This window comes from Mycobacterium sp. NGS29, from assembly GCF_059812965.1.
This window is the reverse complement of the sequence record NZ_JCALDR010000002.1, coordinates 353961-372566: the sequence shown is the minus strand read 5'-3', so window position 1 is coordinate 372566 and position 18606 is coordinate 353961. Positions and strand designations below refer to the sequence as shown.

The 18606-nt window shown below is 68.2% G+C and carries 23 protein-coding genes and 1 pseudogene; 6 read left to right on the top strand and 18 right to left on the bottom strand.

Annotated features, from left to right (window positions below; translation table 11 throughout):
* Positions 1–3: 3 nt before the first annotated feature.
* From rpsC to rpsJ, 8 genes are read right to left on the bottom strand one after another with little or no spacing between them, the layout of a single operon-like run.
* Positions 4–834, bottom strand: a complete 831-nt coding sequence (gene rpsC, locus AC5Y5Z_RS04205) for a 30S ribosomal protein S3 (RefSeq protein WP_499923552.1) — start codon at positions 832–834, stop codon at positions 4–6.
* On the bottom strand, positions 834–1367 hold the full coding sequence (gene rplV, locus AC5Y5Z_RS04200; protein ID WP_473139323.1) for a 50S ribosomal protein L22: 534 nt from the start codon (positions 1365–1367) through the stop codon (positions 834–836). The genes rpsC and rplV overlap by 1 nt, the downstream gene beginning before the upstream one ends.
* Complete coding sequence (rpsS, locus tag AC5Y5Z_RS04195) at positions 1364–1645, bottom strand: 30S ribosomal protein S19 (protein WP_085258074.1); 282 nt, start codon at positions 1643–1645, stop codon at positions 1364–1366. The genes rplV and rpsS overlap by 4 nt, the downstream gene beginning before the upstream one ends.
* 12 nt (positions 1646–1657) lie before the next feature.
* The gene (rplB, locus tag AC5Y5Z_RS04190) at positions 1658–2500 is read right to left on the bottom strand and encodes a 50S ribosomal protein L2 (protein ID WP_065159153.1); all 843 of its coding nucleotides are present in this window, start codon (positions 2498–2500) and stop codon (positions 1658–1660) included.
* 29 nt (positions 2501–2529) lie between these two features.
* Entirely contained in the window at positions 2530–2832 is a 303-nt protein-coding gene (rplW, locus tag AC5Y5Z_RS04185) for a 50S ribosomal protein L23 (protein WP_463825809.1), read from the bottom strand.
* A complete protein-coding gene (rplD, locus tag AC5Y5Z_RS04180) occupies positions 2833–3495 on the bottom strand; it encodes a 50S ribosomal protein L4 (protein ID WP_463825808.1) in 663 nt (220 codons plus the stop codon).
* Entirely contained in the window at positions 3495–4148 is a 654-nt protein-coding gene (gene rplC / locus AC5Y5Z_RS04175) for a 50S ribosomal protein L3 (protein ID WP_499923549.1), read from the bottom strand. The genes rplD and rplC overlap by 1 nt, the downstream gene beginning before the upstream one ends.
* A gap of 14 nt (positions 4149–4162) precedes the next feature.
* Complete coding sequence (rpsJ, locus tag AC5Y5Z_RS04170) at positions 4163–4468, bottom strand: 30S ribosomal protein S10 (protein ID WP_003873519.1); 306 nt, start codon at positions 4466–4468, stop codon at positions 4163–4165.
* A gap of 107 nt (positions 4469–4575) precedes the next feature.
* Between rpsJ and AC5Y5Z_RS04165 the strand changes: the two are divergent.
* Positions 4576–4764: pseudogene (locus tag AC5Y5Z_RS04165) on the top strand (hypothetical protein); the annotation flags it as partial.
* A 70-nt stretch (positions 4765–4834) separates the two neighbouring features.
* Here AC5Y5Z_RS04165 and AC5Y5Z_RS04160 read toward each other — a convergent pair.
* Positions 4835–5440, bottom strand: coding sequence for a TetR/AcrR family transcriptional regulator (locus AC5Y5Z_RS04160; RefSeq protein ID WP_499923677.1), 606 nt, complete (start codon positions 5438–5440; stop codon positions 4835–4837).
* 300 nt (positions 5441–5740) lie between these two features.
* On the opposite strand from AC5Y5Z_RS04160, the gene AC5Y5Z_RS04155 reads away from it, so the two are divergent.
* The gene (locus AC5Y5Z_RS04155) at positions 5741–6403 is read left to right on the top strand and encodes a PE family protein (protein WP_499923546.1); all 663 of its coding nucleotides are present in this window, start codon (positions 5741–5743) and stop codon (positions 6401–6403) included.
* 7 nt (positions 6404–6410) lie between these two features.
* Here AC5Y5Z_RS04155 and mftG read toward each other — a convergent pair whose 3' ends face one another.
* The 7 genes from mftG to mftA form a co-directional block, all read right to left on the bottom strand.
* On the bottom strand, positions 6411–7850 hold the full coding sequence (gene mftG, locus AC5Y5Z_RS04150) for a mycofactocin dehydrogenase MftG (RefSeq protein ID WP_499923545.1): 1440 nt from the start codon (positions 7848–7850) through the stop codon (positions 6411–6413).
* A gap of 8 nt (positions 7851–7858) precedes the next feature.
* Positions 7859–9271 carry a mycofactocin biosynthesis glycosyltransferase MftF gene (gene mftF / locus AC5Y5Z_RS04145; RefSeq protein WP_473139328.1) on the bottom strand — a complete coding sequence of 471 codons (1413 nt, stop codon included), beginning with the start codon at positions 9269–9271 and terminating at the stop codon, positions 7859–7861.
* 49 nt (positions 9272–9320) lie between these two features.
* Positions 9321–10019 (bottom strand): mycofactocin biosynthesis peptidyl-dipeptidase MftE, encoded by a 699-nt coding sequence (mftE, locus tag AC5Y5Z_RS04140; protein ID WP_499923676.1) that lies wholly within the window; start codon positions 10017–10019, stop codon positions 9321–9323.
* Positions 10020–10243: 224 nt separating this feature from the next.
* On the bottom strand, positions 10244–11419 hold the full coding sequence (gene mftD / locus AC5Y5Z_RS04135; RefSeq protein ID WP_463825802.1) for a pre-mycofactocin synthase MftD: 1176 nt from the start codon (positions 11417–11419) through the stop codon (positions 10244–10246).
* Positions 11420–11421: 2 nt separating this feature from the next.
* Complete coding sequence (gene mftC, locus AC5Y5Z_RS04130) at positions 11422–12603, bottom strand: mycofactocin radical SAM maturase (protein ID WP_499923543.1); 1182 nt, start codon at positions 12601–12603, stop codon at positions 11422–11424.
* Positions 12600–12911, bottom strand: coding sequence for a mycofactocin biosynthesis chaperone MftB (gene mftB, locus AC5Y5Z_RS04125; RefSeq protein ID WP_499923542.1), 312 nt, complete (start codon positions 12909–12911; stop codon positions 12600–12602). Before mftB ends, mftC begins: the two co-directional genes overlap by 4 nt.
* Before the next feature lie 2 nt (positions 12912–12913).
* Positions 12914–13021 (bottom strand): mycofactocin precursor MftA, encoded by a 108-nt coding sequence (gene mftA, locus AC5Y5Z_RS04120; protein ID WP_463825799.1) that lies wholly within the window; start codon positions 13019–13021, stop codon positions 12914–12916.
* A gap of 87 nt (positions 13022–13108) precedes the next feature.
* Between mftA and mftR the strand changes: the two genes are divergently transcribed.
* The 4 genes from mftR to AC5Y5Z_RS04100 are packed head-to-tail and all read left to right on the top strand — an operon-like array spanning position 13109 to position 16550.
* Entirely contained in the window at positions 13109–13702 is a 594-nt protein-coding gene (gene mftR, locus AC5Y5Z_RS04115; RefSeq protein ID WP_473139332.1) for a mycofactocin system transcriptional regulator MftR, read from the top strand.
* Positions 13699–14748, top strand: coding sequence for a DUF2332 domain-containing protein (locus AC5Y5Z_RS04110; RefSeq protein WP_473139333.1), 1050 nt, complete (start codon positions 13699–13701; stop codon positions 14746–14748). Before mftR ends, AC5Y5Z_RS04110 begins: the two co-directional genes overlap by 4 nt.
* Before the next feature lie 54 nt (positions 14749–14802).
* A complete protein-coding gene (locus tag AC5Y5Z_RS04105) occupies positions 14803–15312 on the top strand; it encodes an RNA polymerase sigma factor (protein ID WP_499923540.1) in 510 nt (169 codons plus the stop codon).
* A complete protein-coding gene (locus AC5Y5Z_RS04100; protein ID WP_499923539.1) occupies positions 15309–16550 on the top strand; it encodes a VOC family protein in 1242 nt (413 codons plus the stop codon). The genes AC5Y5Z_RS04105 and AC5Y5Z_RS04100 overlap by 4 nt, the downstream gene beginning before the upstream one ends.
* Here AC5Y5Z_RS04100 and AC5Y5Z_RS04095 read toward each other — a convergent pair.
* Positions 16547–17719 (bottom strand): NAD(P)/FAD-dependent oxidoreductase, encoded by a 1173-nt coding sequence (locus AC5Y5Z_RS04095; RefSeq protein ID WP_463825793.1) that lies wholly within the window; start codon positions 17717–17719, stop codon positions 16547–16549. The two genes, AC5Y5Z_RS04100 and AC5Y5Z_RS04095, sit on opposite strands and share 4 nt — an antisense overlap.
* Before the next feature lie 25 nt (positions 17720–17744).
* On the bottom strand, positions 17745–18563 hold the full coding sequence (locus AC5Y5Z_RS04090; protein ID WP_473139337.1) for a mycofactocin-coupled SDR family oxidoreductase: 819 nt from the start codon (positions 18561–18563) through the stop codon (positions 17745–17747).
* Positions 18564–18606: the final 43 nt, after the last annotated feature.

The window sequence follows — 18606 nt, the reverse complement described above, 5'->3', positions numbered from 1 at the left end:
GATTCAGCTCTCCGTGCTCTGCGCTTCTGCTGGGGCCGCCGCTTCGGGGGCAACAGCAGTCTCTTCGCCACCGGCCGCACGGCCGGCGTCGGTGCCGGTCGCCGTCGTACCCGAGGCACCGCTGCGGCGCGGACGGGTGCCCGACGTCCGCTCCCGGCGCGGACGCTCCCCGCCCGCGGGGGCGGCGGCGGCCAATTCCCTTTTGCCGCCGACGATGTCGCCCTTATAGATCCACACCTTCACGCCGATCCGGCCGAACGTGGTCTTGGCCTCGTAGAGGCCGTAGTCGATGTCGGCCCGCAACGTGTGCAGCGGCACCCGGCCTTCGCGGTAGAACTCCGAGCGGCTCATCTCCGCACCGCCAAGGCGGCCCGAGCACTGCACCCGGATGCCCTTCACATTGGGCTGCCGCATCGCCGACTGGATGGCCTTACGCATCGCGCGACGGAACGCCACCCGGTTGCTCAACTGCTCGGCGACGCCCTGGGCCACCAATTGTGCCTGCGACTCAGGGTTTTTCACCTCGAGGATGTTGAGCTGCACCTGCTTTTTGGTCAGCTTTTCCAGGTCGGCGCGGATCCGGTCGGCCTCAGTACCACGCCGGCCGATCACGATGCCCGGCCGGGCGGTGTGGATGTCCACCCGTACCCGGTCGCGGGTGCGCTCGATCTCCACGTCGGCGATGCCGGCGCGCTCCAGGCCGGTCGACAGCAGGCGCCGGATCGCGACGTCCTCCTTGACGTACTCGGCGTACTGCTTGTCGGCGTACCAGCGCGACTTCCAGTCGGTGGTGATGCCCAGGCGGAAGCCGTGCGGATTGATCTTCTGGCCCACTAGTCTGAGCCTCCCTTCGCGTCAGCAGCCTCAGCGGTTTTCGCGGGTGCCTTCTTGGCAGGTGCCTTCTTGGCGGGCGCCTTCTTCGCGGCCGAGGCGGGCCCAGCCTTCGCGGCGGCCTTGCTGCCTTCGGCGCGACGGGTCCGCGACGACTTCGACGACCGCTCGTCGCGGCTGGGCCGGCTTTCCACGATCACCGTGATGTGGCTGGTACGCCGGCGGATCCGGAACGCGCGTCCCTGCGCCCGGGGGCGGATGCGCTTGGCGGTCGGGCCCTCGTCGGCATACACCGTGGCCACCACCAGGGTGGCCGGGTCCAGTCCGTTGTTGTTCTGCGCGTTGGCCGCGGCACTGGCGATCACCTTGGCCACCGGCTCGCTGGCGGCCTGCGGCGCCCAGCGCAGGATGTCGAGCGCGTCGGTCACCGACCGCCCGCGCACCAGGTCGATGACCCGGCGCGCCTTTCGCGGCGACACCCGCACGAACCGCGCCTTGGCGGTCGCCGACGGATATTCGGTAGTGGTGGTACTCATCGCCTCTTGCTCTTCCGGTCGTCCTTGATGTGCCCCTTGAAGGTGCGGGTGGGAGCGAATTCACCGAGCTTGTGGCCCACCATCGATTCGGTGACGAACACCGGGACGTGCTTGCGGCCGTCGTGCACCGCGAAGGTGTGCCCGATGAAGTCGGGAATGATGGTCGAGCGGCGCGACCAGGTCTTGATGACCTGCTTGCTGTTCTTCTCGTTCTGCACGTCGACCTTCTTGAGCAGATGGTCGTCGACGAACGGGCCCTTCTTGAGGCTGCGTGGCATGGTTGGTTACTCCTACCGGCCGTGCTTCTTGCCGGTGCGCCGGCGTCGGACAATGAGCTTGTTGCTTGCTTTGTTCGGGTTGCGGGTACGGCCCTCGGGCTTGCCCCACGGGCTCACCGGGTGCCGACCACCCGAGGTCTTACCCTCACCACCGCCGTGCGGGTGGTCGACCGGGTTCATCACCACACCACGGACGGACGGGCGCTTGCCCTTCCACCGCATCCGACCGGCCTTGCCCCAGTTGATGTTTGCCTGTTCGGCGTTGCCGACCTCACCAACGGTTGCGCGGCAGCGCACGTCGACGCGGCGGATCTCACCACTGGGCATCCGCAGCGAGGCGTAGGTGGCTTCCTTACCGAGCAGCTGGATGCTCGACCCGGCCGAGCGCGCGAGTTTGGCGCCACCGCCGGGGCGCAGCTCCACCGCGTGCACCAGGGTGCCGGCGGGGATGTTGCGCAGCGGCAGGTTGTTGCCGGGCTTGATGTCGGCGTTGGCACCCGACTCGACGATGTCACCCTGCGAAAGACCGTTCGGCGCAATGATGTAACGCTTTTCGCCGTCCAGGAAATGGAGCAGGGCGATGCGGGCGGTGCGGTTCGGGTCGTACTCGATATGCGCGACCTTGGCGTTCACCCCGTCCTTGTCGTTGCGGCGGAAGTCGATCACCCGGTAGGCACGCTTGTGGCCACCGCCCTTGTGGCGGGTGGTGATCCGGCCGTGCGCGTTACGACCACCGCGACCGTGCAACGGGCGAACCAGCGACTTCTCCGGCGTCGTCCGAGTGATCTCGGCGAAGTCGGACACGCTGGCACCGCGGCGACCCGGTGTCGTCGGCTTGTACTTGCGAATTGCCATGTCTGATCAGCTCTCTCTCGCGCGCGGCGCTAGGCCGGTGCTCCGAACAGGTCGATCGGCTTGCTGCCCGGTGCCAGGGTCACGATGGCGCGCTTGGTGCTCTTGCGCTTGCCGTAACCGGTCCGGGTGCGCTTGCGCTTGCCCTGCCGATTCGCGGTGTTCACCGATACGACCTTGACGGCAAAGATCTTCTCGACAGCGATCTTGATCTGCGTCTTGTTCGAGTCGGGGTGCACCACGAAGGTGTACACATTGTCGTCGAGCAGTCCGTAGGACTTCTCCGAGATGACCGGCGCCAAAATGATGTCGCGGGGGTCAGCGATGGTCGCCATCTACGCCGTTACCTCCTCGGAAGTTGCCTTATGACCGGTGTTGGCCGCGATGTAGGCGTTCAACGCCTCGACGCTGAACACCACGTCGTCGGCTCGCAGCACGTCGTAGGTATTGAGTTGGTCCGACGGCAAGATGTGCACACCGGGCAGGTTGCGCACGCTCTTCGCGCCGGCCTCGTCGCTGCGGCCGATGACCACCAGCACCTGCTTGCGGTCGGTCAGCGTGCCCAGAAAAGCCTTGGCGCTCTTGGTGGATGGGGTCTGCCCCGACACCAACTCGGTCACCGCGTGGATGCGCCCGTTGCGCGCCCGGTCCGACAGCGCCCCGCGCAAAGCGGCGGCGATCATCTTCTTGGGCGTGCGCTGGCTGTAGTCGCGCGGCTGGGGACCGTGCACCACGCCACCGCCGGTGAACTGCGGGGCACGGGTCGAACCCTGCCGCGCGCGACCGGTGCCCTTCTGCCGGTAGGGCTTGCGGCCACCACCGCTGACGTCGCCCCGGGTCTTCGTCGCGTGCGTACCCTGCCGTGCCGCCGCCCGTTGGGCGGTCACCACCTGGTGCATCAACGCGATGTTGGCCGGTGCGTCGAACAGCTCGGCCGGCAGCTCGATGGTGCCGTCGGTGTCACCCGCCGGCGTCTTCACGTCGAGTTTGAGCGCCATTACTTCTCACCTCGTTTGATCGCAGTGCGGACCACGACGAGTCCACCGGTGCGGCCGGGAACCGCGCCCTTGATCAACAGCACGCCGTTCTCGGCATCGACCTTGTGCACCACCAGGTTCTGCACGGTGACGCGGTCGCTACCCATCCGCCCGGCCATCCGGGTGCCTTTGAACACCCTTGCCGGAGTGGCACATCCGCCGATCGATCCCGGGCGCCGGTGCACCGCCTGGGCGCCGTGGCTAGCGCTCTGACCACGGAAACCGTGCCGCTTCATGGTGCCGGCGAAGCCCTTGCCCTTGGAGGTGCCGGTCACGTCGACATAGGCGCCGTCAGCGAAGATCTCCGCCGTCAGCTCCTGACCGACCTGATACTCGGCCGCCGCCTCCGGATCGTCGAGCCGCAACTCGGCCAGGTGCCGGCGCGGGTTGACACCCGCCGCGGCGTACTGGCCGGTGACCGGCTTGTTGACCTTGCGCGGACTGATCTCCCCGTAGGCCAACTGCACGGCGCTGTACCCGTCCTGCTCGGGGGTACGGATGCGGGTCACCACGTTCGGACCGGCCTTGACGACCGTCACGGGCACGACTCTGTTGTTCTCATCGAATACCTGCGTCATGCCCAGCTTGGTACCCAGAATGCCTTTTCTCGCCATTGGTCGCCGATCTCCTACTGGATGTTGACGTCGACACTGGCCGGCAGATCGATGCGCATGAGTGCGTCAACGGTCTTCGGCGTCGGGTCGAGGATGTCGATCAACCGTTTGTGTGTGCGCATCTCGAAGTGCTCCCGCGAGTCCTTGTACTTGTGCGGTGAGCGGATGACGCAGTACACATTCTTCTCGGTCGGCAGCGGCACCGGTCCGACGACGCTGGCTCCGGTACGTACGACGGTTTCGACGATCTTGCGCGCCGACGCGTCGATAGCCTCATGGTCGTAGGCCTTGAGCCTGATGCGGATCTTCTGTCCCGCCACGCTTCTCCTACCTCTTCTTCCACCCAGTGCCACCCGACGCGCGAGAACGACGCCCCTCGGGGGCCGCTCTAGCGTTGCGCCGGATACTGCGCCGCTGTTTACCTGTCGTGGTCCAGCCGCTCCCCCGCGCCCGGATGTGTCACCCGCACGCAGCCTTGTAGGCGACCGAAATTGTCGCGCTCCAAGGTTGGGACCGGACGCGCCCTGGTGGGCGCTGGTCGTATGCCCGGCCAGGCGCAAACCTGGCGCTGGGCAACCTGAACAGTATGCCTGAAGATCAGCGCTCGGCCAAATCTTGCGACGTCGTGCCGACCGCGGCCGCAGATTCCTCGCCGGCAACAGCCCTAGCTGGGCTTATAGGGCGGGTCAGGCACCTGCCGATCGGGTATCCGCCGCGTCGGCGCGTGCCTGGGCGCGCTGCACGTGCAGGAAGCCGTCGACGGCCGCCTGCACGGTTTCGCGGTAGTCGAAATCCGGCAGGGTGGATAACCGCCCTATCGCCACCGGACCGATCAGCAGGGCAATCGCGCGGGACCGGTCGACCTCGCCCAGTTCGGCCACCGCCTCGGGGCTGCCGAAGATGACGTCGAACGGTGCCGCGTATTGCTGGGCGATGCGCGCGCGCAAGGTGGCCATCGCGTTCGGCGTGCCGCTGCCGTCGCCGGGCCCGGGCAACTCCTGCAGATCCGATCCCAGCGCCAGCCACGCCGTCGCGGTCAGCACCGCGGGGGCTTCGGCGATCAACTCGGCCTGCGCCAGCAAGAGCGCCACCAGCCGGTCCCGCAGCGGGCCGTCTTCGGGCGGTGTCGGCGCGGCGGGGATGAGGCTGCTGAAAGTTGCTGCCAGTAAATCGTTTCCGCTCGGGAAGTGGCGGTACAACGTGGCTCGGGCCACGTTGGCGGCTCGGGTGACCGCGTCGATGGTCACCGCACTGGGACCTCCGGAGCGCAGCAGCGCGGCGGCGGCTTCCAGCAAACGGGCCCTGGACCGCGCCGGGCGAGGATCTGTGTCACTCACCTGCTCGATTGTGATGCACCTCCGGGTTCGAGTACAACATTCGCCGGCTATGGCCGAGACCCTGAAACCTGCCCTCGGCTGTCATCGTCGCGAGTCGGCGGTCCTGGCCGGTCCCCGGGCTCCCGGGCTGCGGTGAGTCCGGAACGCATTCCGCCAAAACGGCACGCGCGACCGGCGCTGCTGGTTACCATCTGTTCGGGGGCAAGGTTCGTCGGCGGGCAGCGGACTCTATCTAGGCCAACTGAGGGAACCGGAATGTCGTATGTGATCGCAGCGCCGCAGTACGTTGCCGCGGCGGCAACGGATTTGGCGAACATCGGATCGGCGATCAGTGATGCCGGCTCGGCAGCCGTGGGTCCCACGACAGGGGTACTGGCGCCCGCGGGCGCCGACGCCGTGTCGGCGCAGATCGCGGCATTGTTCGGCGCGCATGCCGAGGCATTCCAGGCGATCAGCGCCCAGGCGAACCAATTTCACAACCAATTCGTGCAACTCATGAGTATGGGCGCGCAGCAGTACGGACTCAGCGAGGCCGCGAATAACTCCAGCTTCGAGGCCGAGGCGGCAGTGCCCCAGCAGACGCTCGGGCGTGCAGTGCTGAGCCACAGCGCTGCGGTGGCGCCCGCTGCCGCACAAGCGGTGGCCATCAGTGGACCGTTGGGGCCGGGGGGCCCTGCGACAACATCGGCTGTGCCGGTGGGTTCGTCGGGGTCGGCAGTAGCGGCGAGATCGGTGGGGTCGGTGACACGTCAGCCGATCTCGCCGCTACGGACCGTCCCGGACGAAGTGGTGGAAGTGGACGCGCCCGCAGCATCGGCGTTGCCCGCACCGTTGGCGGCCCGGGCGGCGGCGGCCGCGCAACCTGCACCGGTGGCACGTGTGGTGACGTCCGAGGAGCCGGCGGCGAGCCACGGCTGACCGCTTGTCAGGCCACGAATTCGGCCGCGCGGTGAGCCAACATCACGATGGTGGCGTGCGGCCCGCGACTGGGCACCACCGGCAGCACCGAACCATCGATCACCCAGAGATTGTCCAAACCCTTTACCCGACAACGGTTGTCGACGACAGCGTGCGGATCATCATCGATACCCATCGGGAGGCTGCCGCACAGATGCTGCGACGTTGACCACACGGCTTGACCGAGATGCGTTGATGTGCAGAGCAATTCGCGTGCCAGCGTCGTGCCGTCCCGCAGTTGCGCCAGGTCGGCCGGCTCGCTGTCGTAACGATGCTCGATCCGGGGCGCGACCGAGGGATCGGCCGACACCACCGTCACGCGGCCGCGCGCCCGTGGCCGCATGAGCGCCACCCCGACGTGCGGCCAGTCGCGGTGACCGGCGCTGCCGTCACCGGTCATGGCCACGAAACCACCTGTGTAAGGCCGTATCTCGATACCGTCGGCGGTGCTCAGCACCACCTCCAGCACCGGACGGTCCACCGCCACGTCCCAACTCGTCGGCATCACCTGTTCCGGGTGGTCGCTGCATCGCTGTCCGACCGGCAGCGCCTCCCGCACCGCTATACCGGCCGCCCGCAGCACCGACTCGGCACCGACGCCAGACAGCATCAGCAGCTGTGCCGATCGTATTGCCCCAGCGCACAACACGATTCGTTCTGCGCTGAAGGTGACAGGGCCGTCGGGACCGATCGTGTCCACCCCGGTCGCCGACCCGCCGGCAAACCGCAACCGCAGCGCCCGCGTCTGTGCCAGCAGGGTGAGGTTCGGGCGATGCAGTGCGGGTATCAGGAAGGCGGCGCCCGACCCGGTTCGCACTCCGTCGACGATATTGAGCGGCACCGCCCCCACCCCCGCCACCGGGAGCGGTCCGACGTCGTTGAGGTCGGTCAACCAGGGAAACCCGGCGCGCCGGGTGGCGGCGACAAAGGTTTCGGAGGCCCCGGTGAACTCCGCGGTGCGCCGGACCGGGATGGGCCCATTGTCGCCGTGCCCGGGAGTTTGGTAATCCAGGTCAGTCTCGATGGCCCGGAAGTGTCCGAGTACGTCGGGCCACCCCCAGCCGGGTAGGCCGAGGCTGTCGAAGTCGTCGGGGAGCCCGCGGCAGAAGTAGCCGCCGTTGACCGCACCGGAGCCGCCGACGGTCGTCCCCCGCACGATCGGCAGCTGCCGGACCGGGTGGTCGGTGAGGTTGGCCAGGTAGCGCTCGGCCAACGGACTGCCCGTGCCGATGGGCAACTGCAGCCCGTTGCGGGTGCGGGCCAGCAGATCCGGGTCGAGAAGTCCGGGGCCGGCCTCCAATACCCGCACCGTGCAGTGGGAATCCGCGGAAAGGCGTTCGGCGACAACCGAACCGGCGCTTCCGGCGCCCACGACCAAGACGTCGCTGTGCCGGGCGGCTGCGGACAAGGCGGGCGTTACGTCCGAATCTGCGGCTTGAGTGCGCCGATGTTGCGTTCGCGCAGCACGCCGTACCACAGCCCGATGCCGTAGGCCAGATCGTCGACCCGCTTGAGCAGCAGGTAGGTCAGCAGCCCGATCGGCTCGGCGTCGTCGTCGACGGCGTCGCGGCGGCGAAGCCAGTCCGTCACACCGTCGACGACCGCCGCCACCAGCACGACCCGCCGGAAGTGCCGGGACAGGATCGCCGCGAACAGCGCCAGCGGCCAGTAGTGCCGACAGAGCGCCGACGCCAGTTGCAGCGCCGCCGACCACAGGCCCCGGGTGGCGACCACGACCACGTCCCACATCGTGGTCTCGGCGCTGCGCATGACCCGCGCGATGCGCCGGCCCGTCAATACGGCGATGGCCACGGACGCCAGCTGGGCCAGGCCGCTGCCGAGCGACATCAGGATCCAGGCGATCAATGCCCACCCCGAGATGACCACCGGCGCGGTCTTGTCGGGGTGGCGCACCGACAGCGGAGCCGCCGACCCGCCGTAGAAAGCCTTGCGCGCTATCCAGACCCGGAGCTCGGTCCGATGGTCGTGCGCAACCCGCGCGATCGGCTCGTAGCGCAGCCGGGCACCGGCTTCCACCAGGCGCCAGCACAAGTCGACGTCCTCACCGGAGTGCATGGTCTCGTCGAAGCCGCCCACTTCCCGGATCGCCGAGGTCCGGCAGACGATCGCGGCGCTGGGCACGTAGGACACCGTGCTGTGCGGCAGTACCGGCGCCTCACGCAAACCCAGGTCCAGCGACGAATGCACCGCCTCGTAGCGGCTTATCACATTCTCGGTCGGCGTCAGGCCGACGATGCGGGGCGCGACCAGTGCGACAGTCGGGTCACAGAAGTGACCGAGCAGAGCTTCCAGCCAGCCGCGGCGCGGTGCCACGTCGGAATCCAGGAACGCGACGAAATCGGTAGAACACGCGGCCAGCCCGGTGTTGCGGGCGGCCGCCGGGCCTCTGCTGCGGACGTGATGCAGCACTTCGACGTCACAGTGGGCACCGGTGAAATCTTCCAGTTCGACCGGGCGGGAGGAACCGTCGTCCACCACGATCACCCGCAGCCCGCGCAACGACGCCACCAGTCGGCGGAGACCGGATACGTTGTCGCGCACCGGGATAACGACCGTGACATCGCGGTGCGACGGGCCCGTGGCCGGGCGCGGGTGGGCCACCGTGGCGTCGAGCAGGGTGCGGGCCAGCTGGGCGCTGAGCTCGTCGCTGACCTTCAGGCGACCGTCGGAGAGCATGCTCTGGGCGGCCGGCGCCAGCCGCAGCAACCGGGTCGGCGACCCGCCCAGCAGCGCCTTGCCGTCGCCGAGCACCCGCACACGACGATCGACCTGTACCGCAAACCCGTCCGGCAGGCGGGTCTGCGTCATGTGCGCCGCTCCTCGGCATCGCTGCACCTCTGCACCGTCGCCGGCGCCGTCATGTCAGCATCCCGTCGCCCGCAGGCAGCCACCGGGCAATTCGACGCACCCCATCGTCGACCATTTCAGCAAAGATCCTTTTCCCCTCGACCGCCGTGGCAGTTGTCGGATCACCCAGCACGCCGATCTGGCTCACCGCCGCGACCCCGCCGCGGCGCATCGCGGGCAGCAACTCACGCAACGGCGCCTCGTTGCCGGCGAGCATCGCGTCGGTACGCACCTCGTCCGGCGAAATGAGCAGTAACACCGACGTTTCGGTATGCCCGGCATGCGCGTCACCACCGGTTGTCACGCACGGGCACCAACCGACGTCGCGACCTTCGGATCGCAGCACGCTGGTCGCCCGGCCCAGCGCCGGCACATTGCCGCCGTGCCCGTTGACGAAGACCACGCGCCCGGCCCAGCAGGTTGCCGAGCGGCCGAACTCCACCAGCAGGGTGGTCAAGGCCTCGGTGCCGATCGAGATCGTGCCGGCGAAGTCCTGGTGCTCGCCGCTGGCGCCGTAGGCGATCGCGGGCGCCACCAGCCAGTCCACCCGCTCGGCGATCGCACGGGCGACGGCCGTCGCGATCCGGGTGTCGGTGTCCAATGGCAGGTGCGGCCCGTGCTGCTCGGTGGATCCGAGCGGGACCATTATTGACGGCGGGGCGGATATCGAGAGTTGCTTCGACGTTGCACTCCCCACCTCGCCGAGCATTGGCACTCGCCGATGGTAGGCCGAATTAACCTGTCGTGCACCAATTGTTGCACTACCTATTCAAATTTTTTTCTGTCCACATTGATCCAGTACGCGAATTCGATGCTCGTTCGCCACGACTGCCCCGCCCGTACCATGTTTGCCGGATTCGTCATTTAAAGCCCTTTCGGCGCAACCACATTTGTGGTACCCGCAGAGCGCCACCCGAATCGGGGGGGCACCGCTCAGCCCACGCCCAACGTCCGGGTGAAGCCGTCCGGAACCAGGATGTCGTCGGCACTGAGGTCGTGCACGGACGAGTGCCCGAGGCCCATCAACGCCGAGTCGATGCCGCCGCGCAGGATGTCGAGGACGTTCTCCACGCCGGGTTGGCCTGCTGCGGCCAGCCCCCACAGGTAAGCCCGCCCGATCATCACCGCGCGGGCGCCCAGCGCCACCGCTTTCACGACATCGCTGCCGCGGCGGATTCCCCCGTCGAACAGCACTTCGACCTGGTCGCCGACGGCGGCCGCGACAGCGGGCAGGGCACGGATCGACGCGGGCGTGCCATCCAGGTTGTTGCCCCCGTGGTTGGACACCGAGATCGCCGAAACACCGGCGTCGACAGCCCTTTTGGCGTCGTCGACGCGCATCACGCCCTTGAGCATGAACGGTCCGCCCCACAGATCGCGCAGCCAGGCGATGTCTTCCCAGGTCGGCGGCGGCGTCCCCATCCACTCGCCGTAGGCGTTGAAGAACGGCGGGCCGGGCTCGCCGCGGCGGCCCTGGTTGGGCACCCGCAGGTCCGGCGGCCGCAGCGTCTTGCCGAACTTCCACAACCACCGCGGCTTGGTGATCGCCTCCGGCGACATCCGCAGCATGGTCTTGAGGTTCATCGCCTCGGGGATCTTGGGGCTGCCCCAATCCCGGCCGTGGGAGAACGTCCAGTCGGTGGTGACGATCAGGCCGACGGCACCGGCCTGCCGGGCGCGCTCGACGCGCGCGGCGATCGCGTCCCGGTCGCCGAGCCAGTAGATCTGGAAGAAGATCTTCGGGTTCGCCGCCACGACCTCCTCGATCGGCTTGCTGGCGAACGACGACAAACCCATTGCCGTGCCGCGAGCGGCCGCCGCCCGGGCCACGGCCACCTCCCCCTCGGGGTCGACCGCCTGCACGCCGGTGGGGGAAATGAGGACCGGCAGGGAAATGTCCTGGCCCATAACAGTGGTCGCGAGGTCGCGTTTCTCGCTGGCCCCAACGACGTGCGGGGCAAAACCGAGTTCGCTGAACGCCGCGACATTGTCGGCGACAGTGACGCCTTTTTCGCTGGCCGAAATCAAAGACGAATAGACCGATTTCGGTAGCCGCCGCTTGGCACGCTGTTGGGCAATGGCGACAGTTTCAAACCATTGGTCTGCCATGGCTATACGGGACTTTCGTTGCAGATCCGGCTCGGTGGCCGCATCGAGAGCGTGAGCGGCACCGGGGTGCTGATGCGGCGACCGCGGGAGTGATCGACGCGCGGCCGGGGCGTCTCGCGTTCGGTCGCCAGCGCCGGTGCGCCGTAACCCTGCACGCATTCGGGGTCGGGCCCGTCCAGCGGTAGGCCGGTGAAGAATTTGGCGGCCATACAGCCGCCCCGGCAGCTGTCGTAGTGTCCGCAGCTGCCGCAGGCTCCCGCGGACTGCGGCTCGCGCAATTCGCGGAACAGCGGCGCGTTCTTCCAGACATTGTCAAAGCCGCCGTCGGACAGCACGTTGCCGGCCAGGAAGCGGTCGTGGATGGCGAACGGGCAGGCGTAGACGTCCCCGACCGGGTCGATCAGGCACACCACCCGTCCGGCGCCACACATGTTGAGCCCGGCCAGCGCACCGGCGGTGCCCAGCGGGGCCAGGTGGAAGAACGAGTCACCGGTGAGCACCCGCTCACCCTTGGCGACCAACCAGTCGTACAGCTGGACCTGCTGCTCGGCGGTGGGGTGCAGCTCCTCCCAGACATCGGCGCCGCGACCTGAGGGGCGCAACCGGGTGATCCGCAGCGTGGCGCCGTAACGGCTTGCCAGCGCGGCGAATTCGTCGAGCTGACCGACGTTGTGGCGGGTGACCACCACCGAGATCTTCGCATCCCGGAAGCCGGCGTCGGCCAGGTTCTGCAAGGCACGCACCGCCATGTCGAACGAGCCGGCGCCGCGCACGGCGTCATTGACCTCGGCGGTCGCGCCGTCCAGCGAGATCTGCACATCGACGTAATCGCTGGCGGCCAGCCGCGCAGCCACCTCGGGAGTGATGCGCACACCGTTGGTGGAGAACTTGACCCCGACGTGGTGTGCGGTCGCATAATCCACCAGTTCCCAAAAGTCCGGGCGCACAGTGGGTTCGCCGCCACCGATGTTCACGTAGAACACCTGCATGCGTTCCAGCTCGTCGATGATGTCCTGGCACTGGCGGGTGGACAACTCCCGGGGGTCGCGTTTGCCCGACGATGACAGGCAGTGCACGCACGCCAGGTTGCAGGCGTAGGTCAGCTCCCAGGTCAGACAGATCGGCGCATCCAGTCCGTGCTCGAACTGCTCGATGAGCCGGGGCACCTTGGCCGGTGCGGTCATTCTTCCTCCTGCGGCAGCAACATCGTGGAATCGGCCAACACGCGCAGCGCGTGTAGATACGGGCCCTGGTCGGCGTCGTCGACGCCCGCGGCCTGTAATGCCGAGCGCACGTCGGGATGCTCGGCCAGTGACCGCACCACCGTCAGAATGGTGCGGTTTTTCAGGAACGAGAGCTTGCGGGTGCCGAAGTGATACAGCAGCGCGCCAAAGGGTTCCGGCCGAACGGCCACCTGCGGGTGCAGACGCCAGCCGCGGCCGGGGTCGAACGCGGCTGCGTCGAGCTGCCCGGCGTGCGCGGGCACCGCCACGGTCAGTAGACCCCGCACATACCGTCGATGGACACCTCTTCGACCAGCGTCTCGGAGACCAGCTCGGTCTCGTTCTGGTTCTCGTTGTCCATCGTGTCGTCGTTGTTCACAGCGTTCCCTTTCGCGCGGGTCTCGACAATCCTGAGTGGTTCTGGTCACAATATGGCATCGAGTGCCGAAAAGGAAGGGCGGGGGCGATGCTGCACGGGTCACGGGTCGGCCGGCGCCGCTCGACGACTCCGCTGCACATCGCCGACATCGCCATCGACCTGTTCGCCGCCCGCGGTTTCGCCGACGTCAGCGTCGACGACGTCGCGCAGGCGGCTGGAATCTCCCGGCGCACCCTGTTCCGCTACTACGCCTCCAAGAACGCGATCCCCTGGGGAGAATTCGACAGCTACCTGAGCCAACTGCAGGAGCTGCTGGACGACGCAGACCCTGCGGTGCCGCTGCGCGAAGCACTGCGCACCGCGCTGCTGGCCTTCAACACCTTCGACGAATGCGAAACGGCGCGACACCGCCAACGGATGCGGGTGATCCTGGAAACCGCTGAGCTACAGGCATATTCGATGACGATGTATGCCGGCTGGCGCGAGGTGATCGCCGGGTTCGTCGCGGCCAGGACGGGGACCAAGACCACCGATCTGCTGCCCCAGACCGTCGCCTGGACGATGCTCGGCGTCGCACTGAGCGCATACCAGTACTGGCTCAGCGACGAGTCATTGGCGTTGCCGGCCGCGTTGGGCAACGCCTTCGACGTCGTCGGCACCGGGCTGGACGGGCTCGGGTGAGCCGCAACGCACACCTGCTGCACACGCTGCGCTCCCAGGGCCGTTTCTGTGCAGCCGCCGGGTCGACCATGTACGGCGAGCTGTCCGAGCGGGTGGCCGCCGACGTGGAGTCCGGCGGCGTATTCGCGACCGTCCTCGCCGGCTACCACGACGCGCCCGCCGGGCACGCGGTGCCGCTACGGCTGCTCGGTGGCCTGCACCGGCTGGTGCTCGACGGACGGGCACCGCAACTGCGGCGCTGGTATCCCAGCATCGGCGGCACCTGGGATGCCGAAGCCGCGTGGCCGGAGATCCGCCGGGTGGCCGCCTCGAGCGTCGAGGCGTTGCGCGCATCGCTACAGCAGCCGCCGCAGACGAACGAAGTGGGCCGGGCAGCCGCCCTGATCGGGGGTCTGCTCTGTATCAACCACGATTTCGGTTACCCGATAAGGCTTTTCGAGATCGGCGCGAGTGCCGGACTCAATCTGCGGGCGGACCGGTATCACTACCGGTACCCCGGCGGGCGGTGGGGCCCGAACGACTCCCCGGTGCTCATCGACGGGGCGTGGCAGGGCCAGTTGCCGCCCGGGGGCGAGGTGCGCATCGTCGAGCGGTGTGGATACGACATCGCCCCCCTGGACGTCACCGGCACCGATGGGGAACTGACCCTGCTGAGCTACGTGTGGCCCGATCAGGACGCCCGGATGCAGCGCCTGCGGGGGGCCATCGCGGTCGCCCGCGAGGTGCCGGTGCAGGTGCAGCGCCGGACGGCAGCAGATGCGGTGCAAGGGCTCACCCTGGCCGACGGGACGCTGACCGTGCTGTGGCATTCGATTACCTGGCAGTACCTGTCCGCCGAGCAGCGGGCTGCGGTGCGCGCCGGCATCGACGAGGTCAGTGGCCGCGCCACCGCCCGATCCCCGTTCGCGCATCTGACCATGGAGCCGGCCCGCGACGGACCCGGTGCGCCGCTGAAGTTCCTGGTGCGCGCGGCCCGGTGGCCGGGCGCGGATAAGCCGGTACTGGCCGAGTGCCATGCGCACGGCCCGCCGGTGCGCTGGCAGTAGAAATTTCTTCGGACCGGGCGTCGGATTTCGGGCCGTCAACGCGACGATAGGGGTGTGAGCGCCCAACCAGACCGCCACGGCGACGCGGCCCGTGCGCTGTTGGCGCTCTACGACACGGCACTGCCGGTGGTGTACGGCTACCTCGTGCGCCGCTGCCGCGATCGGGGCACCGCCGAGGACCTCACCTCGGAGACCTTTCTGGCCGCGATGGACGCGGCCCGCAAGCCGGACCCGCCCCCGATCGCGGTGCCGTGGTTGCTCGGAGTCGCGCGACACAAGCTGGCCGACCACTACCGGCGCCGAGCCGATCCCGAGCCGGTGGCCGAACCACCGGTGGATGCCGTCGACGAGTGGGACGCCGAACTCGATCGGCTGGTCGCCGAGAGTGTGTTGACCCGGTTGAGCGATTCGCACCGCACCGTGCTGGTGCTGCGCTACATGGACGACTGCAGCGTGGGCGAATGTGCCGCACTGATCGGGCGCACCGTGCATGCGACCGAGGCACTGCTGGTCCGCGCGAAAAGAGCGTTCAGAAAAGAGTATCCGGAAGGAGGCACGTCATGAGTCGGCCCGACCCGTTGCGCGTGCTGCACACCGTTGACCTTCCGGTGCAACCCGATCCGGCCTTCGCCGCGCAGTTGCGCCGGCGGCTGGCGGCCACCTTGGCACTACCCGCAGAAAGGATCGACATGACCAGTACCACCAATCCGCAGGGGACCGAGGTAGTTCCGCGGCCCGCGGCGCTGCCCTACCTGTGCGTGGCCAACGCCCGCAGTGCGCTGTCCTGGTACACCGACGCCTTCGGTGCTGTGCTCGCCGGTGAGCCGATTGTCATGCCGGACGGCCGAATTGGGCACGCGGAGATCGCACTGGCCGGTGGCGTGCTCTACCTGGCCGACGAATATCCCGAGCTGGGCTTGAGAGCTCCTGAGCCAGAAGTGGTTTCAGTGAGCCTGATGCTCCAGGTGGCCGACACCGATGCGGCGCTTCGGCGGGCGCGTCAACACGGCGCCGAAGTGGTACGCGAGATCGGTGAAAGTCATGGGTCGCGCAACGCGACCATCGTCGACCCGTTCGGCCACCGCTGGATGCTGACCGGACCTGTCGGCGCTGTGATTCAGCCGGGCGACCTCGGATCCATCTCGATGCGGGTGCCCGACGCAGATCGCGCAGCCGCGTTCTACGGTCACGTCCTGGGCTGGAGTTACGACCCCGGGACGCATCGGGTGACCAACACCGACCTGCCGACCGGCATCCACGCCGCCGCGGGGCGGCCGACCCTGATCTGCTGCTACGCGGTTGCCGACCTGACGACCGCCCGCGCAGCGATCACCGCAGCCGGTGGCACACCCGGCGAACTACGTCAGACCGAGCGCGGCACACTCCTCGATGCGACGGATTCGCAGGGCGCGGCCTTTGCCGTCCTGGCAGCGACACCGGGACGGAAACGCCCGGAGCTCAACGGGTCCGGGCCCGGGGAGCTGTCGTATGTCACCTACGAGACGGCCGATTCCGCTGCGTTCCGCGACTTCTACGGTCAGGTGCTGGGGTGGACTTTCGCACCGGGCCGGATTGCCGACGGGTGGCAGGTGCTGGACGCCCACCCGATGTCGGGTGCTGCGGGCGGCAGCACGCAGCCGGGTGTCGTACCGATGTGGACCGTCGCCGACATCGAGGCTGCGGTGGCGCGGGTCCGCGCGGCCGGCGGCACCGTGCTGGCCGAACCGTCGCAACAGCCCTACGGGCTGTCTGCCGAATGCGCCGACGACCAGGGCGCGCGGTTCTACCTGGGGCAGTTCTAGCCGAGCATCTCGGCGATGGGCGTGGCGTTGGCGATCTTGGCGCGGACCTTCATCACCTTGCCGGGCAGCCCGCCTCCGACCACCCCGACGAACACCCCGTCGCGCTCGTAGTACGCCAGGAACTTGCGCCCGTCGTCCTCGATCAGGTGCACGATGTCGGTGGCCTCGGGCTCCCCCAGGCACTGGATCTTGACGTCGTACTGGTCGCTCCAGAAATACGGGACGACGACGTTGGACGGCACCTCGGCCCCCAGCATGGCGGGCACCACCACCCGGGCCTGGTCGGCAACGTTGCTCCAATGTTCCACGCGCGCTTGATGTCCCGTCGCATCCTTCCAGGAAGCAACGTCGCCGAGTGCCCAGACGTGCGGCGCGCTGGTGCGTCCGGCCTCGTCGCAGACGACGCCGTTGGCGACGTCGATGCCGCTGTCGGCCAGCCAGTCGGTGGCCGGCAGTGATCCGATGCCGACGACCACCAGGTCGGCACTGATCTCGGCGCCGTCGGTGAGCACCACCGTGTCGACGTGACCCGCGCCGCGGACCTCGGCCACTCCGAGTCCGGTGCGCACGTCGACGCCCTCGGCGCGGTGCAACCGGGTGACCAACGCACCGATCTGCTCGCCGAGCACCGATGCCAGCGGTGTCGGCTGCGGTTCGACCAGGACCACGTCCACGCCGAGGCCGCGGAGGCTGGCCGCGACCTCGCAGCCGATGAACCCGGCACCGATGACCACCGCTTTTTTCGATGCTGCCGCATGGGTGCGCAGCGCCATGCTCTCGTCGAAGGACCGCAGCACCCGGACGCCCTCGAGATCAGGAAAGCTCGGGATGCGGCGCGGCACCAAGCCGGTTGCGATGACCAACTCGTCGTAACCCAGCTCGCTGCCGTCGGCCAGGCTCACCGTCTGAGCGGTGGTGTCCAGACCGGTGGCCGCCGCACCAAGTCGCAGCGTGATGTTCTTGTCGTCGTACCACTCGCGCGGCTTGAGGGCGACGTCGTCGACCTCGCTGCGCAGCACTTCCTTGGACAGCGGCGGCCGGTCGTAGGGCAGGTGCACTTCGTCACTGACGATGGTGACAGGGCCGTCGTACGCTGCCCGGCGCAATTGCTCGGCGGTCCGGGCGGCGGCAAGCCCACCCCCGACGATCACGATTCCGTTGTTGGTCACGTGGAGTTCATAGCACGATGGCCGGTCAGTACTTTAGGGCACCCTTATCCACAGGTATCTGCGTGCCCGACAACGTGCCCGAGCCGGCGCCCGCCAACCACACCACCACATCGGATACTTCGTCGGGGCTCATAAACCCCTTGTACTGCATCGGCATTGGCGGGAAGGCGTGTACGAACCGGGGATGCCTGGCAAACACCTCCATCATGGCCTCCGGCTCGATCATCGGGGTGTCGACCGAATACGGGTGGATGGAGTTGACGCGGATTCCGAACTCGCCGAGTTCGATCGCCAGCGTATTGGTGAGCGCGGTGAGCCCGTATTTACTGGCCGCGTAATGCCCGTTGCCCGGCGTGGCCTTGATACCTGCTGCGGAGCTGACCACCACGATGGCACCACCGTTGCCGGCTTCGATCATCGCGGGGATGGTGGCCCGCAGGGTGCGCCAGGTGCCGGTCAGATTGACCCCGATCACGGTGTCCCACTGCTCGTCGGTGAGCTCCCACACCCGGCCCCAGCCCAGCACGCCGGCGTTGGCGACCACGACGTCGAGCCGGCCGAACTGTTCCACGCCGTCGGACACCAACTTTCGCAGCGCTGCGTCGTCGCGGACGTCGACCTCCCGCGCCAGCACCTTGCGACCCTCGGCCTCGACGGCACGGACGGTCTCAGCCAGGTCCTCCGGCGTGGACGGGGGGTAGGTCAGATGGTCCGAGACCGGGGCGCAGATGTCGGAGGCGATGATGTCGGCGCCCTCCCGGGCCAGCCGCACCGCGTGCGACCGACCCTGGGCGCGCGCGGCGCCGGTAATGAAAGCGACCTGTCCTTGCAGTGATCCAGCCACGTGTCGTCCTTTCGCCGCTGTCAGGCTAGCAGCGAAACTGAAA

Coding starts and splice junctions, on each gene's coding strand:
- rplV (WP_473139323.1), bottom strand. CDS start 1,367: ATGAGTACCACCACTACCGAATATCCGTCGGCGACCGCCAAGGCGCGG.
- rpsS (WP_085258074.1), bottom strand. CDS start 1,645: ATGCCACGCAGCCTCAAGAAGGGCCCGTTCGTCGACGACCATCTGCTC.
- rplB (WP_065159153.1), bottom strand. CDS start 2,500: ATGGCAATTCGCAAGTACAAGCCGACGACACCGGGTCGCCGCGGTGCC.
- rplW (WP_463825809.1), bottom strand. CDS start 2,832: ATGGCGACCATCGCTGACCCCCGCGACATCATTTTGGCGCCGGTCATC.
- rplD (WP_463825808.1), bottom strand. CDS start 3,495: ATGGCGCTCAAACTCGACGTGAAGACGCCGGCGGGTGACACCGACGGC.
- rplC (WP_499923549.1), bottom strand. CDS start 4,148: ATGGCGAGAAAAGGCATTCTGGGTACCAAGCTGGGCATGACGCAGGTA.
- AC5Y5Z_RS04155 (WP_499923546.1), top strand. CDS start 5,741: ATGTCGTATGTGATCGCAGCGCCGCAGTACGTTGCCGCGGCGGCAACG.
- mftF (WP_473139328.1), bottom strand. CDS start 9,271: ATGACGCAGACCCGCCTGCCGGACGGGTTTGCGGTACAGGTCGATCGT.
- mftE (WP_499923676.1), bottom strand. CDS start 10,019: ATGCTCGGCGAGGTGGGGAGTGCAACGTCGAAGCAACTCTCGATATCC.
- mftD (WP_463825802.1), bottom strand. CDS start 11,419: ATGGCAGACCAATGGTTTGAAACTGTCGCCATTGCCCAACAGCGTGCC.
- mftC (WP_499923543.1), bottom strand. CDS start 12,603: ATGACCGCACCGGCCAAGGTGCCCCGGCTCATCGAGCAGTTCGAGCAC.
- mftR (WP_473139332.1), top strand. CDS start 13,109: ATGCTGCACGGGTCACGGGTCGGCCGGCGCCGCTCGACGACTCCGCTG.
- AC5Y5Z_RS04100 (WP_499923539.1), top strand. CDS start 15,309: ATGAGTCGGCCCGACCCGTTGCGCGTGCTGCACACCGTTGACCTTCCG.